This window comes from Prevotella sp., from assembly GCF_036570325.1.
GTDB lineage: Bacteria > Bacteroidota > Bacteroidia > Bacteroidales > Bacteroidaceae > Prevotella.
In genome coordinates, this window is the sequence record NZ_DATCYK010000106.1 from 14,157 (window position 1) to 29,579 (window position 15,423).

A 15,423-nucleotide genomic window follows, 5' to 3' on the forward strand; every position below is an offset into this window, starting at 1 on the left:
ATATGATATTATCTTAGAATTTATAGGACAAGCTCAATCCCCAATTACGTCCGGGCTTGTACTGACGTGTTATTTCTTCTACATTTCTTTGCTTACCATCGGCATATACCACATCGGCAAACTGCTTGTAAGAGACTTTCTGTGCCAATAAGTCCCTGACATAGGCTTTCAACTCCCAATGCTCACCAAAACTTTTGCTGGCAGTGAAATCAAAAACATCGCGCGGCATTTCGTAGCTATCGGGTATTCTTGCGTTTTCCTCGCTACCCGTCGTACCCTCACTTCTTCCTACTCCGATGATACGCTTTCCTATTCGATTATAGAGAAGTGCCACGTTAAAGGCAAACTCTGGGTGATTGTAGAATATACCGGTATTGATTAAATAGGGTGATTGTCCCTGCATCGGTCGGTTCTTCTCACGTGAGCCTTTGGCAAAATTAACCTTACTCTTAATGAGCGAAGCATTGATTGACCAACTAAAGTTCCTCAATCCTATGAAATCGAGCTTCTTACGAATATCCAACTCTATACCATAATTATTGGCGGAGAGCGCATTCTCATACGAGTAAATCAAGTTCGTACCGCCCGCAACCGTGTAAGTCCACTCAATGGGGTTATCAAAATGCTTGTAGAATACAGCCAAAGAAATCTGCTCACCTGCCGAGGGATAATACTCATATCGCAGGTCTACATTGTTGATATAACAGTTTTTCAACTCCGTATTGCCCTGAATACTTGAGGCCAAGTCGAAGTCGTAATACACCGAGGGCGATACCTCACGAAACTCCGCCCTATTAACGCTTCGACCATAACAAAGCCTCAACTGATTCTTATCATCAAGTTCATACACCGCATTGAGTGATGGAAAGAGATCATTGTAAGTATAATTACGCTCTTGAGGACTTTCTACGTCATCACGTGTATTGGTTGTGAGGCACATACTGCTAAACTCATATCTCACACCGGCATAGACATTCAGTTTTCCAAAAGGCAATGCTGCCGACACAAAGCCGGCTCCTACCGTATTATCGCCGCTGTAATCATTTCGCTTTTGCACCAATTCCATTTGGTAAAGTTTGTCATCACCATAATTGGCCTCATCACTAAGCAAGGTTGGGATATGCACTTTCTGAAAACCGTCTGCAAGGTTATTGCCATCCGTTCTCCAATTGTAAATGAAGTTTCGTGTAGTATATTTTCTCGTACGATACTCTCCATACACTCCGTAACGCAGCGAAGGAGTCCATGTACCAAACTCAAAACTATGCTTATCGGCTATGTTTGCAGAGAATATATGCTCATTAAGCTTGGTCCATTCACGAGAAACATCATTACCCGTTACCAACATCATCTGTCCTCTTTCCAAGGCATCAGTCTCCAAATAGCGTCTCCGGTCAGGAAGATTACGGTTGGCATAGGCATAGCCTACATTCCATTCCAACAAGTCTTTTGCGAAAGTATGCTTGCCGGTCAACTGTGTATTATAGGTTGTACGACTGCGATAATAATATTCCGCCGAGTTTTCAATATCGGCTTGCGCGTTTACTCCCTCTCTCCAAGTATATCTGTTATTAGCCAATTGGTTAAATATGTTTTTCCATTGATACTTGTGATTACCGTCTTTAGAGAGCAAAGTCATGTTAAACATACCACCTATTCTCACATTCTTATTATACTGGTCATCCACGGAATGGCGAAGGTAATTAGGCCGGTCATTAACGGCGTCGTAAATACCAAATAGGTTATTCGTCATATCCGTGTAAGAACGACTTTCACTTGTGTAATTAACGGCCGCTATCATACCCAGCGTCCTACCTCCAAGTTGCCACTTACGATTCAGCGAAAGCGACAGTTTTATATCGCCAAAGGGCTTCTTATTCTTGATGATCCAATCATTATGACCGGGAATAGAACGATAACCACTGTCAAAACCCAAGAAATCAGTACCCGACCCTTTGGCATATTGGAAATTCCTAAAGTCTGTAGCGTCGTTCCAATTGCCACCAAGGTTTACTATCGTGCTGTTCTCCGAAGGTATATCTTTCGTATTCACGAGGATAAAACCACCACTATAATCGGCAGGATATTCGGGCGCCTGCGTTTTTACTATCTCCAAATTATCTATTTGTGAGCTGGGAATTATATCGAAAGAGAATGCTCTCGAGTCTGCCTCCGTACTGGGCACAGCGCCTCCATTTATCCAAACATTGTTGTAACGTTGGGAAAGTCCTCTCACCATCACAAACTTATCTTCTATCAAACTCACGCCCGGCACTCGCCTGATGACCTCTCCCGCATTAGTATCCTGCGTCTTGCTGATTTCCTGCGCCGAAACATTGCTCATCACGAATAGGCTTTGTTTAGCCAACTTTATCATGGCCTGATCTGTATTGTTCTTTATCGTTGCCACCACCTGAACGCCCTGCAACACCTGCTCATTGGGCTCCATCTGAATCTCTAATAACTTTGTGGGATGTGTGGAGGATACGACCACATCGTTCATATATACATCTTTATAAGATACATATTTAATAAGAAGACGATATTTTCCATTTTGTAACCCCGTGATACTGAAGTTTCCATCAACGTCAGCAATCGTTTTAATGTTTTTATCTACCACCTCTATCGTGGCTCCTACAAGGGGTTCTTTGCTTTTTCCATCAGTTACATGTCCTTCAATCTTTGTCTGTGCCAACATTGAAACACATGTTGTAAACAATAATAATAATGTCAAAACTCTTTTGAAACTTTTCATACTTTGTTAATTATCTTTCTTTTTTCGCTGCAAAAGTAGGCTCCTGATATTTCAGTAAAGTTGCTATCAGATGAAAGAAAACTTACGAAAACATTACATTTAGGTTACCACTTACCCTAAAGAAAGCCCTATAACTCGAATTACCACGGCTTTTATAAACAGCTATGATATTTTTATTATATCTTTGTCATATAACATTTTTCATTTATGCAAATCATTTTAGCATCGGCCAAAATCATGAATAAGACGACAACGGTAGCCACACCGCCGTCGTCCCAAGCCACATTTCAAAAAGAAGCAGAGCAGTTTGCCCTTGAGCTAAGCCAATGGTCGGCGCCCGAATTGGCCCAACAACTCCATTGCAGCCTATCCATTGCTCAAGAGAATAAGCTCCGCTTTGAGCATTTTTTCGACAAGTCTGAATATCTCCCGGCCATTCTCGCCTACCATGGTCAGGCCTATAAATATCTTGTCGCGGAAGATTTTAAAACTGAAGACTTCCTTTTTGCCCAACAACACCTTTTCATCACCTCGTTTCTTTATGGCCTTCTACGCCCGCTCGACCTCATCCATCCCTATCGAATGGAAGGTAAAATGAAGTTGGAAACCACTTCCGACCAGTCATTTTTCGCCTATTGGAAACCTCGCCTCACGCAAATGCTGATCGATGCGGTCCGTGCCGACGACGGCATACTCGTACATTTGGCTACCGAAGAATTTGAACACTTGTTCGATTGGAAACGTGTTGAGCAGGAAATACGGGTCATTCAACCGCTTTTCTATGTCGATGATGGGCACAGAATGAAGGTTGTCTCAGTCCATGCCAAGAGTTGTCGGGGCGCTATGGCACGCTTTCTTCTCCTCAACCGATTAACCAAACCCGAGGACATGTACCCTTTCCAACTCAACGGCTTCACCTATAACGCCCGCTACGGTGACGAGAATCACCCTCATTTTATCATGGAATAAGTTTAAAGTCTCTAAAAAACAAAGCCCATAAACAGCCACTTGTCATAAAATCAGCTATCTTTGTAGAAGATAGGCTGCACTCAGCAATTTGTAAACAAATTCACATTGCGTTCATTTGCACTATCTTTGTAGAAGATAGGCTGCACTCAGCAATTTGTAAACAAGTTCACATTGCGTTCATTTGCACTATCCTTGTAGAAGATGGGCTGCACTTGGCAAGCTAATCACTTGATATTTTTTAGCTTGCTGACGCTATCTTTATTTAAAAACATTTAATAGCAATCAATATGGAAATAGGACAAAAACTCCCCGAGATTCTTGGCGTTGACCAAGACGGAAACGAACTGAAGTTAAGCGACTTCAAAGGCAAACAATTGGTTCTTTATATCTATCCGCGCGACGCGACGCCCGGTTGCACCAACCAAGCCTGCAACCTTCGCGATAACTACGAGCGCTTCTTATCCATGGGCTACGCCGTAATCGGCTGTAGCACGCAGGACGCCAAGTCGCACAAAAAGTTCATTGAGAAGTACCAATTGCCCTTCCCACTTATTTGCGACACCGAGAAAAAGCTCGTCACGGAACTGGGCGTGTACGGTGAGAAGAAGAATTACGGCAAGGTATATATGGGCGTTTTCCGCACCACTTTCATCACTGATGAGAATGGAGTCATCACTCGCATCCTGAAACCCAAGGACATCAAGGTGAAGGAACACGCTACGCAAATATTAGGCTAACCTTCTTTTTACCTCTCTTTAGACCGCACATGAAGAACTATATCAACCGAATGGCCATCCTCTTATGGATGGCCATCTGTGCTTTTCAGGCACAAGCACAAGACCTGAATGGTGTCTGGACCGGCCAACTGACCATCGGTCAACAGCGGTTATCGCTCGTTTTCCACGTCGACATGGGCCAACGACAAGTACTACTCGACGTTCCCGAGCAAGGAGCCAAGGGCATTCCCACTTCCCTTGACCATCTTTCGCCCGATTCTATCCACCTTCAAATCCCCACGATAGGCCTGCGCTTCCATGGACGGCTGCTCGGCGACATCCTCCGGGGTACCTTCAGCCAAAACGGTTTCACCCAAACCATTGACTGCAAACGTGGCCAACAAGAATACCGAAGGCCACAAACGCCCTCCCTGCCACTTCCTTACACCACCGAGAACGTTACTTTTCAAAATACCAAAGCGGGCGTCACGCTTAGCGGAACCCTCTCCCTACCAAAGGATTATAAGGCCGGTCACACGCCCATCGTGCTCTTTGTCACGGGTAGCGGACTGCAAAATCGTGACGAGGAACTGTTCTATCACAAACCATTCCTCGTCATTGCCGACGCGTTGGCCCGTGCGGGTATCGCCTCGTTGCGCTACGATGACCGCGGCGTGGCCCAATCCACAGGCGACTTCAAGACGGCTACCACGTTCGACTTTGCCAACGACGCCGAGGCCGGACTGCAATTTCTCCGTAACAAAAAAGCCTTTGGTAAAATAGGAATCATAGGCCATAGCGAGGGAGGCATGATAGCCTACATCCTCGGAAGCCAAAAGAAAACCGACTTTATCGTGTCGTTGGCCGGACCGGCCACACGTATTGACACCCTCATGTGCCTGCAACTCAATAAGCTCAACCGTGTAGCAGCCCCCACAGCACCGGCCCTTACCTCGGCCAAGCAAGCCCGCGAGACGCTCATCAAGTTGTCGCCCGACCCTTGGACTCGTACGTTTGTCGACATCGACATGACGACTTACATCCGCAAAGTGACCTGCCCCGTGCTCCACCTCAATGGTTCGCTCGACCTCAACGTACCGGCCGAACTGACGATTCCGGCGCTTCGCAAATATCTTCCTCGCCACAAGAAGACACTGATCAAGGAATATCCCGGCCTCAACCATCTGTTCCAGCACGCTACTACCGGCCATCCTTCGGAATACGTCACGATAGAGGAGACCACCAGCCCCGAAGTATTGAACGACATGATCAGTTGGATAAAGCAACTATAAACCAAAAAAGATACACTGAACATTCGCTTAAACAAAGCAAGCCCACCTATTGACATCTATCAATAGGTGGGCTTTTATTTATTCCGACTTTCACTTTTTACTCCCCTAAGAGAGCAAAAGTATTTGCCGTATTCGCTTACTGTTCACCTGCACCGTTGGCTTCGGCCGGCCAATACACATTCTGATACAAGTAAGAATGCTCAACCGTACCGTCAGGCGAACATAACTGCATTTCCTGATAAGAGAACGGTGACAAATAGTGTGCCTTATAGAAAGTATAACCTTGATAAAGACTGTACTTCTTATTAATCTGATAAGGTCTCAAGTAATGAGAGAGTTCATGTGACGAAACCGTCGCTTTGTCACCACCATCATCAACAAGCAGGCTCCCGCCTTCCGTATTCTTGAACTTCGGAGACTTGCTCATTTCCTCCCAGAAATTCACACCTTCAATGACATAATCCTTTACTTGATCCATAGCAGCCCACCTTACAAGGTCATCCCAACGATAGCCTTCACCGGCTAACTCACTACGACGCTCACGACGAATAGAGTAAAGCATAGCGCTCTCCAACGGTTTTCCTGCCGAATAAGCACCCCAATCATACGCACGAGTCAACTTAGTTTCCTCGGCCATATTGGTCGCACTAACGGTAGTTTCTATAGGAGCCGTGATACCGGCACGCTCACGTAATGCCGTCCAATACTTTTTGGCGGTGGCATCAAGAGTATTATGACGTACATAGTAAGCCTCCATATAATTCAACATCGCTTCCTCCACACGAATCAAAATCTGACCTGAGACATCTGAGAACGACTGGCCGTTCTGCATCTTCGGGTCATAATTGTAAAACTTACGCTGGCGATAACCTGTTATATCTTTTGTTTGCGCATCGCTCGTAACGATAATAGGTAAGGTAAACTTAACAAGATCCTTGCCATTCCCATCCACCTTGATACTGTTATCATCGGTAGCCAGAATATCAGATTCACCGAAAACAAACAATTGGAGTCGCTCGTCACGGTCTTTCTTTACGTCATCAATCGTCTTGTCACCTTGGTATTCACCATCGGCAGCATAAATAGGCTTGCCACTTTTCGTTAAGAACGATTCCACCAAGCCACGCGTCCAGCCTGTAGCAGAACCGGTTCTCAACTTATTAGAAGTCAAGTGAGACACACTTATATCTGAATTGAACTGGCGCCACATCAACACCTCGGGGAACTTCGATAAGTCTTCGCTGGCAAACATGTCATAATAAGGATTCCAACCATTGTACTGCCCACGCTCCGTAGGATTGAATTTATGCGTGTTCTTTGTAGGCAAATTACCATCAGCAGCAGCTTCCTTGGACGCCTTAATGGCCTCATCGAGGAAGTAGTTCACCTCCGCATCTTGGTTTATCGTGAAATCCTTTAACCACTCCTTGCCTTTGCCCGGCCAATTAGCGTCGCCCGGAACACGACCCGTTCCTCTATGGTATTTCTCGAAAGTGCCTTCATAGAGAGCCACTCTCGACTTGAGTGTCAACACCGCACGCTTAGTAAAACGCAATTTATTGGCTGCTGTTTCCGGCAAGCGTTCTATGGCTTTATCTAAGTCTGACAGTATTTGTCGAGCCACCAAGTTTCTTGGTTGACGCTTGCTGGCAGCCGCCAAGTCTGCGTCAATATTGAGTTCCTTCAGCTCTATAGGATAATCTCCAAAGCTTTTCAATCTATCAAAGAACACCATACCGCGAATAGCGTAGGCCTCGCCGATATACTCCTTGATCATTGCGTCAGAACCATCTATTTTATGTTCAGCGTATTTGGCTTCTACCTCGTTAATAAACTTATTAAGATCACGAATCGTATTATAGCCTATTCCACCCGAAGTTGGTACGCGCCACTTATCCGGCAAGAAGATTCTTTCGTTTCCCCCTCCAGCTGCTTGGTTGTCCGTGCCGTTGTCAAAAGTAGCTACTCCGGCCCACCAACCACTATTGTTAGGGAATATGGTACCATAATAGTTTAAGGTGAAACCACCCAACTGTTCTGCTGTAGTATAATATTGGTCTGGAGAAACCTGATCCAGCGGTTCCCTATCCAAGAAATCACATGAGGTAAACATACCCCCGGCGCACAAGAGCGCCATACTTCCTTTTAAGAGAGTCTTTATATTGTGTTTCATATTGCTTAATGATTAAAAATTGACATTTAAACCAAATGAGATGGTTCTTTGAAGTGGATAAATCTTACCCGGTCCCCAATCACCACCCGTGGCTTCAGGATCAAAAATCTTGTTCATCTTGGTAAAGGTGCATAGATTTTCCGCGGAGAAGTACACACGCACTCTATTTGCTCCAATCTTGTTGGTCAACGAAAGCGGCAATGTGTAACCTAACTGGATGTTCTTGATACGCATGTAAGAGGCATCCTGCAAGTAACGGTCACTCACATAAAAGTTCTTTCCACCACTAGCAAACAATGGGCGCGGATAGAATCCACCGGGGTTAGGACCAAAGTTCTTGTCTGTAGCCGGACGCCAGTAGTCCAAGTGTTCCTTGAAAGCTGCAGCCTGCCACATATTAACATTAGCTCCTACACTATAAGGAGAAGAGTCCCAGAAATCGCGCTTGCCGACACCTTGCATGAAGATGAGAAAGTCAAAGCCCTTCCAAGCTGCATCGAGTGTGATACCAAAGCGATACCTTGGCATAGAATTACCAATAATTCTCTGGTCGCCGGTATCATCATAAGTACCTTTACCGCCATCTACTTTCTTATCGCCGTTCAAGTCCATATACATCACGTCACCGGCAGCCCAGCTATCACCCCACGTAGGCTTATTATTCTGTAGCCATTCAGTCATTTCTTCATCACTCTGAGCCAGACCCTTTACATGGTAGCCCCAAATATTTCCCATAGCCTGACCTTCACACCACTGGCTAAGCAGTCTGTTGGGATTATAGAAACGGGTGATGGTCTGCTTGTCATCTGACACCACCAACTTGGCGCCATAAGAGAAGTCGCCTATTCTGTCACGCCATCTCAACTCCAACTCCCAACCATTAGAACGCATGTCACTGTTGTTCTCAGCCGGCTGGTCTGTACCGAGAATCGAAGGTTTCACAGGAGCAGGCCCCACCATGTTCTTGGTCGTTCTGACAAAGTAGTCGAAACTTCCTTGCAATCTATTGTTAAACAAGCCAAAGTCAAGACCTAAGTTCCATGAGCGTACGGTTTCCCATGTCAGGTTTGGAGACACCAATCCCGGCACACCCGATATAGTCTGACGAGCACCATTAATCAACCAACTGGAAGATGTAGCCTTAACAGGTTGCCTCAAGAACCAAGGATAGAGAGCCTCAATATTCGTATTACCCAAAGAACCCCATGAAGCACGGAGCTTCAATACATCCACCACCTTAGTCAAAGGCTTGAAGAACTGCTCGTTGGCTATATTCCAACCTAATGAGAAAGAGGGAAATGTGCCCCATGTTTTGTCACCGATGAAACGTGAAGAACCGTCACGACGAATAGAAACCTCTGCCAAATAACGTGAATCGTAAGCATAATTCACACGAGCGAAGATACCCATGGTAGCCCAATGGTTGTTAGAGTAGCTCGGGGTCACATCCTTATGTGTAGCATTATTGAGTGTAGGTACGAGCGGCGTAATCAAATCGGCACGCGATGCGCCCAAACTCGTATAGAGACTTGACTCCATATCCAGACCACCCAACACCTTGAACTCATGCTTATCATCAAGCGTGAAGTCGTACTCAGTGAAGAAACGACCATTGTAGAAGTTTCTCTTATACATCGTTTCGCCTACCTTCGACTTACCAGCCGCGTAGTCACCACTCCATGCGGCAGCCACAGGCACCTCATTCGGGTCATAATAATAGATTGGCAACACGTCCCAATGATTATGATAATGTGTCGTATTGTAGTTTCCTTCCAAACGGATGACCCATCCCTTCAGCGGTTTAAACTCAAGAATAGCCTGCTGAAAGAGCTTGTCTGTCTGTGTTTTGTCAAGGCCACCACCTTCCATTTGTAGGATTTCATTTCCGTGTACATAGTGTCCGTGAGGATCGTACACCGGGTTGGTCGGCCAACGACGGGCAATATTGTGGAAGAACAAGCCGGTCATATAAGACGGACGGTTATAGTCTTCACGAGTCCACTTATTATTATAGGTGATGGTAAACCAATCTGTCACGTGAGCAGTCACCTTTCCCGAGAAGTTGTAACGCTGGAACTTGTCTTTTCCATGGCGTATCAAGCCTCGCTGATCCAGCAGGGCACCACTGATATAATAGTTGATCTTATCGGTACCACCACTGATAGCTACGTTGTGCTCTTGTGATGGGGCGTTCTTCTGATACATCTCATCAAACCAATTGACATTGTTCCATGAGCCGGTATACATCGCCCACGGCTCGTTTGAGGCATATCCACTCCATGTTGTCAAATCCTTATCCTCCGGTTTAAGGGTTCCTTCAACACGAGCCTTGATTTTCTCCAATATCTCAGTTTTGAAAGGAGCACCCTCTCCATTATTGGCCGCTGCGTCATTCCAATAACGAGCGAAATCATAAGAATTGGGCATTTCGGGAACTTGTGTGGCGGTAGAGAAGCGCAAACTTCCATTATAAGTAACATTTACGCGACCTTCCTTACCACTCTTTGTCGTAATAAGGATAACACCGAAAGCCGCACGCGAACCGTAGATGGCGCTCGACGCCGCGTCTTTCAAGATGGAAATGCTCTCTATGTCGCTGGCCGGAATGGAATATAAATCGCCCTCCGTTCCATCAATCAACACCAATGGTGAGGAGTTGGATCCCGCGCCAATCGTTCCGGTACCGCGGATGTTCAAGCTCATACGACCGTCAAGCGAACCTCCGGCATTGTTCACGCTGAAGTTCAAGCCCGGCACCGAGCCTTGCAGAGCTTGCGCCAAATTCTGAACCGAACGACCTTCTAATGTCTTGGTGTTTACTACGGATACGGCTCCGGTGAGGTTTATCTTCTTCTGGCTACCATAACCCACCACAACAACATCATTAAGAGTCTCGGAGTCTTCCATTAAAGTAATGGTAAGATCTTTGCCGTTCCAGACTACGTTTTGGGTCTTATATCCCACATAAGACACGCTCAAAGTAGCACCCATTTTAACATCAGAAAGGCTGAAACGGCCATCTAAGTCGCTGACAGCACCTTTCTTTTGACCAATAATCATCACCGAAGCACCAATAATAGGCTCTCCCTGATTATCTACAACTTTACCTTTACAGGTAGTTTGCTGCTGCGTAGTTACCACCTCGGGCAAATACGCCGTGTCGGCATAGGACAAACCGACTGAAGACAAAGCTAATGCTAAAAGCACAAGTGTCTTTCTCATTTTTTCGTGCATAATAAAAAGGTTAATATTAGGTTAATTACAAAAGAGAAAATTGTGTATTGGCAAAGATATTTTATTTTATCACAAAAATCAAAAAAAAACGAAACGTTAGTTAACGAGGATAAAAATATGTATAAAAAGCCAATAATAATTTTATTATTCATTATCCTTCAGAAAATCATTAACCTATAAGCAATATATATACGACTATATATAATGGCACGCATAAGCATTAATATACGACAAGCCCGCCCATTGACATCGGTCAACGGGCGGGCTTTATTCATGCGCCATCGGCACTATGGCCGGTTGGTCGTTACTTTCCTTTTACCAATTCCATGGTGTCACGGGCAATCACGATTTCCTCATCGGTAGGAATCATCACCACTTTCACCTTGGAATCATCGGCAGAGAGCACCTGCTCCACGCCACGGCAATGGTTGCGTTCCTTATCCATCTTGACGCCGAGGTATTCCAAATCGGTGCAAGAATCCCAACGAACGCCTTCCTGATTCTCACCCACGCCGGCGGTAAAGACGATGATGTCAACGCCATTCATGGCGGCGGCATAAGCGCCAATGTACTTCTTGATACGATAGTTATACATCTGTAATGCCAAGTGAGCACGCTCGTTGCCCTCACGGTCGGCATTCTCAATCTCACGCATGTCAGAACTCAAGCCCGTAATACCGGCCACACCACTCTCCTTATTCAAGAAATCAGCCATTTCCTGCGGCGCTTTGCCGGTCTTTTGCATGAGGTATGTAACGGCCGATGGGTCGATGTCGCCACAACGGCTACCCATCATCAGGCCGGCCAAAGGTGTAAGTCCCATGGAAGTATCTATCACCTTACCGTACTTCACGGCGGCAACGCTGGCGCCATTGCCGATGTGGCAGGTGATAATCTTCTGCTTAGTGATGTCCGCTCCCAAGAATTCACACACCCGTTGGCTCACGTAGCGATGGCTTGTTCCGTGGAAACCATAGCGGCGAACATGGTATTTCTCGTAGAACTCGTAAGGAACGGCGTAGAGATAAGCGTAAGCCGGCATGGTAGAATGGAAGGCATTGTCGAACACAGTCACCTGCGGAACGTCGGGCATAAGGGCGTTTACGGCCCTGATACCACGCAAGTGGCCCGCGTTATGCACGGGGGCAAGGTCGATAAGGCTCTCTATGCCCTGCTCAACCTCGGGTGTTACGATACAACTTTTCTCAAAGAGGTCGCCTCCCTGCACGATACGATGGCCCACGGCGTCAATCTCCTCAAGGCTCTTCAGGGCGCCAATCTCGGGATCGAGCAACACTTTGAACACCAAAGCCACGCCCTCCTTGTGAGTGGGAAGGTCGGCCATGATGGTTTTCTTGTCGCCATTGTCGAGCTTCACCTTAATGAATGCCTCGTCCAAACCGATACGCTCAACGCCGCCTTGTGCCAAAACCGACTCGTCGGTCATGTCGTACAACTTGTATTTAATGGAACTGCTACCACAGTTTAATACCAATATTTTCATATTACCTTATTTATATTATACGATTAAATGATTATTTACTTCTTCGCGTCCTGCGCCTGACATGCGGTAATGGCTACCATATAATAAATGTCATCGATGTTGCAACCACGACTCAAGTCGTTGACCGGACGGGCTATACCTTGCAAAATAGGACCTATGGCCTTAGCGCCACCCAAACGCTCAACGAGCTTATAGCTGATGTTACCTACTTCCAAGCAGGGCACAACCAGCACGTTGGCCTTGCCGGCAATATCACTTCCGGGGGCTTTCTTCGCTCCTACGGAGGGTACGAGGGCCGCGTCGGCCTGAAGCTCGCCGTCGAGTTTCAGCTCGGGATCCATCTCATGGGCCAAGCGAGTGGCCTCAACCACCTTGTCGACCAGCTCATGTGAGGCGCTTCCTTTGGTAGAGAAGCTAAGCATAGCTACCCTTGGATCGGTCATGCCGGCTACGCTCTTGGCTGTCTGGGCCGTACATACGGCTATCTGAGCCAACTGTCCCGCGTCGGGCACAGGCGTCACCGCGACGTCACCCATGACGATGATACCGTCGTCGCCATAGGCTTCCTCGTGGGTCAAAAGGAGCATGGCGCCACTCACACAAGTAATGCCGGGGGCACACTTGATAATCTGAAGGGCAGGACGAAGCGTGTCGCCGGTGGTGCTCAAGGCACCCGAGATCTGGCCATCGGCACCTTCGGTCTTGATAATCATACAGCCCAAGTAGAGCGGATTCTTCATAAGCTCACGCGCCTTCTCGAGGGTCATGCCTTTCTTCTTACGCAGTTCGGCCAGCAAGACGGCGTACTCCTCGCTCTTGGGATTGTTCTCAGGATCAATAATCGTTGCCTTATCGATATGGGTAAGGCCCCACTCCTCGGCGAGACGCTTGATTTCTTCGGGACTACCGATAAGAATAAGATCTGCAAGGTCGTCGGCCAATACACGGTCAGCAGCCTTCAAAGTGCGCTCTTCCGTGGCTTCGGGGAGCACAATGCGCTGTTTGTTTGCCTTTGCGCGGGCAACTATTTGCTGTAATAAATCCATGTTTTGATAATATGTATATTAATCTATTTATTCATTAGGGGTGGCAATCGAAAATTCGCAAATTGCCATTTCCAGTTTGCAAAATTACGATTTTTTATTGAGACGAGGGCTTTTTATTGCTACAAAAACGCTACTTTTTTAGCCTTAGGAGAGTTCTTGGGTCAGAATGCTCTCAAGCTCCTCGGCGCTGAGTCGCAAGCGGAACTCGCCCTTAATGGCCACGGATATGCGGCCGGTTTCCTCCGAAACGACCACGGCCACGGCGTCGCTGTCCTGCGAAATGCCCATGGCGGCCCTATGGCGCAGGCCCAATTCCTTGGGAATATTGAAGTTATGGCTCACCGGCAGAATGCAACCGGCCGCCTTGATACGCTTCTTCGACACGATCATTGCGCCGTCGTGAAGGGGCGAGTTCTTGAAAAATATGTTCTCAATGAGCAGTTGGTTGATGCGCGCGTCAATGATGTCACCCGTTTCCGCAATATCATCAAGCGGGGCACCACGCTCTATTACGATGAGCGCTCCTACCTTTCCCTTGGCCATACTCATGCAAGCCATCACGATAGGCATGATGGCTTCCTTGTCTACATCCGCGCTCTTGCGACCACCGAAGAGGACCATGACACGCTTGAAACGCTGATGGGCACCCAAGGAATAAAGGAAACGACGGATTTCTTCCTGAAAAAGAACGATGAGACCGATGACTCCCACGCTCACCAACTTGTCGAGAATGGAACCCAAGAGGCGCATCTCGAGCACCTGACTCACAAAGAGCCAAATGAGCACAAAGAGCATTATGCCGATGAAGACATTGAGCGAACGGCTCTCTTTCATCAGCCGATAGATATAATAAAGCATGAATGCCACGAGCACTATGTCGATGACATCCTTGATTCCGAATACAAAAGGCATTATTTCAACGGTTTGGTTAGTTTATCGATGATGGCCCGCGGGGAATTAACGGTCGGTCGACGCGGCGGCCACTATGCGCACAGTCTCGACGGCTTCCTTCACATCGTGCACCCGAAGGATGGCCGCTCCCTTTTGCAAGGCGATGGTGTGGAGCACGGTGGTGCCGTTAAGGGCCGTCTCGGGGGTACCTCCCACGAGCTTCCATATCATGCTCTTGCGGGATATACCCACGAGCAGTGGCAGCTCAAGCGTTTGCAGGCGCTCCATCTGACGGTAGATTTCATAATTCTGCTCCACGGTTTTGCCGAAGCCGAAGCCCGGGTCGAGGATTATATCTTTCACGCCTCGGTCACGCAACTGCTGCACTTCGTCGGCGAAAGCAATGAGCATGTCGTGAAGATTGGGCTTGACCGACATCAGTATGTAGGGACATTTCAACTGTCCCACCACGTCGAACATGCTTTCCTGCTCGTGAATGGGCGTGTTGACAATGCCCGTTATGCCACCCTCGCTCACGTCGTTGATGATGTCGGCGCCCCACTCCTCAATGCAACTTCGGGCCACTCCGGGCCGATAGGTGTCGACACTGATGGGCAGATGGGGCACTTCCCGGCGCACGATTTCCAACGCCTCACGCAGCCGGCGGCGCTCTTCTTCCTCCGTCACCTCAAAGGCTCCGGGGCGCGTGGAGAACGCTCCCACGTCAATGATGGCCCCTCCCTCGGCGGCTATCTGCACGGCCCGATTGGCTATATCGTGCTCCGTTTGCTTGCGACTGCCCGAAAAGAAGGAGTCGGGCGTGACATTGAGAATTCCCATCAC

At 47.4% G+C, this 15,423-nt stretch carries 10 protein-coding genes; 3 read left to right on the top strand and 7 right to left on the bottom strand.

Annotated elements, in window-relative coordinates; all coding sequences use genetic code 11:
* Positions 1 to 13: 13 nt before the first annotated feature.
* Positions 14 to 2,755 (bottom strand): TonB-dependent receptor, encoded by a 2,742-nt coding sequence (locus VIR50_RS10150; protein ID WP_414703552.1) that lies wholly within the window; start codon positions 2,753 to 2,755, stop codon positions 14 to 16.
* 207 nt (positions 2,756 to 2,962) lie between these two features.
* On the opposite strand from VIR50_RS10150, the gene VIR50_RS10155 reads away from it, so the two are divergent.
* The 3 genes from VIR50_RS10155 to VIR50_RS10165 all read left to right on the top strand — a co-directional run bounded on the left by VIR50_RS10155 (position 2,963) and on the right by VIR50_RS10165 (position 5,732).
* Positions 2,963 to 3,724, top strand: a complete 762-nt coding sequence (locus tag VIR50_RS10155) for a YaaA family protein (protein ID WP_331935014.1) — start codon at positions 2,963 to 2,965, stop codon at positions 3,722 to 3,724.
* A gap of 287 nt (positions 3,725 to 4,011) precedes the next feature.
* On the top strand, positions 4,012 to 4,461 hold the full coding sequence (locus tag VIR50_RS10160; RefSeq protein WP_331935015.1) for a peroxiredoxin: 450 nt from the start codon (positions 4,012 to 4,014) through the stop codon (positions 4,459 to 4,461).
* Positions 4,462 to 4,490: 29 nt separating this feature from the next.
* Positions 4,491 to 5,732 carry an alpha/beta hydrolase family protein gene (locus VIR50_RS10165; protein WP_331935016.1) on the top strand — a complete coding sequence of 414 codons (1,242 nt, stop codon included), beginning with the start codon at positions 4,491 to 4,493 and terminating at the stop codon, positions 5,730 to 5,732.
* 136 nt (positions 5,733 to 5,868) lie between these two features.
* On the opposite strand, the gene VIR50_RS10170 is transcribed toward VIR50_RS10165, so the two are convergent.
* The 6 genes from VIR50_RS10170 to folP all read right to left on the bottom strand — a co-directional run.
* Entirely contained in the window at positions 5,869 to 7,905 is a 2,037-nt protein-coding gene (locus VIR50_RS10170) for a RagB/SusD family nutrient uptake outer membrane protein (RefSeq protein ID WP_331935017.1), read from the bottom strand.
* 12 nt (positions 7,906 to 7,917) lie between these two features.
* Positions 7,918 to 11,127: a SusC/RagA family TonB-linked outer membrane protein gene (locus tag VIR50_RS10175; RefSeq protein WP_414703553.1), complete on the bottom strand. Its 3,210-nt coding sequence runs from the start codon at positions 11,125 to 11,127 to the stop codon at positions 7,918 to 7,920.
* 316 nt (positions 11,128 to 11,443) lie between these two features.
* Positions 11,444 to 12,643 carry an acetate/propionate family kinase gene (locus VIR50_RS10180; RefSeq protein WP_331935019.1) on the bottom strand — a complete coding sequence of 400 codons (1,200 nt, stop codon included), beginning with the start codon at positions 12,641 to 12,643 and terminating at the stop codon, positions 11,444 to 11,446.
* Positions 12,644 to 12,678: 35 nt separating this feature from the next.
* Positions 12,679 to 13,689: a phosphate acetyltransferase gene (pta, locus tag VIR50_RS10185; RefSeq protein WP_331935020.1), complete on the bottom strand. Its 1,011-nt coding sequence runs from the start codon at positions 13,687 to 13,689 to the stop codon at positions 12,679 to 12,681.
* Between the two features lie 144 nt (positions 13,690 to 13,833).
* Positions 13,834 to 14,601, bottom strand: coding sequence for a diadenylate cyclase CdaA (cdaA, locus tag VIR50_RS10190; RefSeq protein ID WP_331935021.1), 768 nt, complete (start codon positions 14,599 to 14,601; stop codon positions 13,834 to 13,836).
* A 45-nt stretch (positions 14,602 to 14,646) separates the two neighbouring features.
* Positions 14,647 to 15,423, bottom strand: a 777-nt coding sequence (gene folP, locus VIR50_RS10195) for a dihydropteroate synthase (RefSeq protein ID WP_331935022.1), incomplete at its 5' end; no start/stop codon positions are given.

Bases quoted from the DNA above. Each gene is read 5' to 3' on its own strand.
- VIR50_RS10160 (WP_331935015.1), top strand. From the start codon at position 4,012: ATGGAAATAGGACAAAAACTCCCCGAGATTCTTGGCGTTGACCAAGAC.
- VIR50_RS10155 (WP_331935014.1), top strand. From the start codon at position 2,963: ATGCAAATCATTTTAGCATCGGCCAAAATCATGAATAAGACGACAACG.
- VIR50_RS10170 (WP_331935017.1), bottom strand. From the start codon at position 7,905: ATGAAACACAATATAAAGACTCTCTTAAAAGGAAGTATGGCGCTCTTG.
- VIR50_RS10180 (WP_331935019.1), bottom strand. From the start codon at position 12,643: ATGAAAATATTGGTATTAAACTGTGGTAGCAGTTCCATTAAATACAAG.
- cdaA (WP_331935021.1), bottom strand. From the start codon at position 14,601: ATGCCTTTTGTATTCGGAATCAAGGATGTCATCGACATAGTGCTCGTG.
- VIR50_RS10175 (WP_414703553.1), bottom strand. From the start codon at position 11,127: ATGAGAAAGACACTTGTGCTTTTAGCATTAGCTTTGTCTTCAGTCGGT.
- VIR50_RS10150 (WP_414703552.1), bottom strand. From the start codon at position 2,755: ATGAAAAGTTTCAAAAGAGTTTTGACATTATTATTATTGTTTACAACA.
- pta (WP_331935020.1), bottom strand. From the start codon at position 13,689: ATGGATTTATTACAGCAAATAGTTGCCCGCGCAAAGGCAAACAAACAG.
- VIR50_RS10165 (WP_331935016.1), top strand. From the start codon at position 4,491: ATGAAGAACTATATCAACCGAATGGCCATCCTCTTATGGATGGCCATC.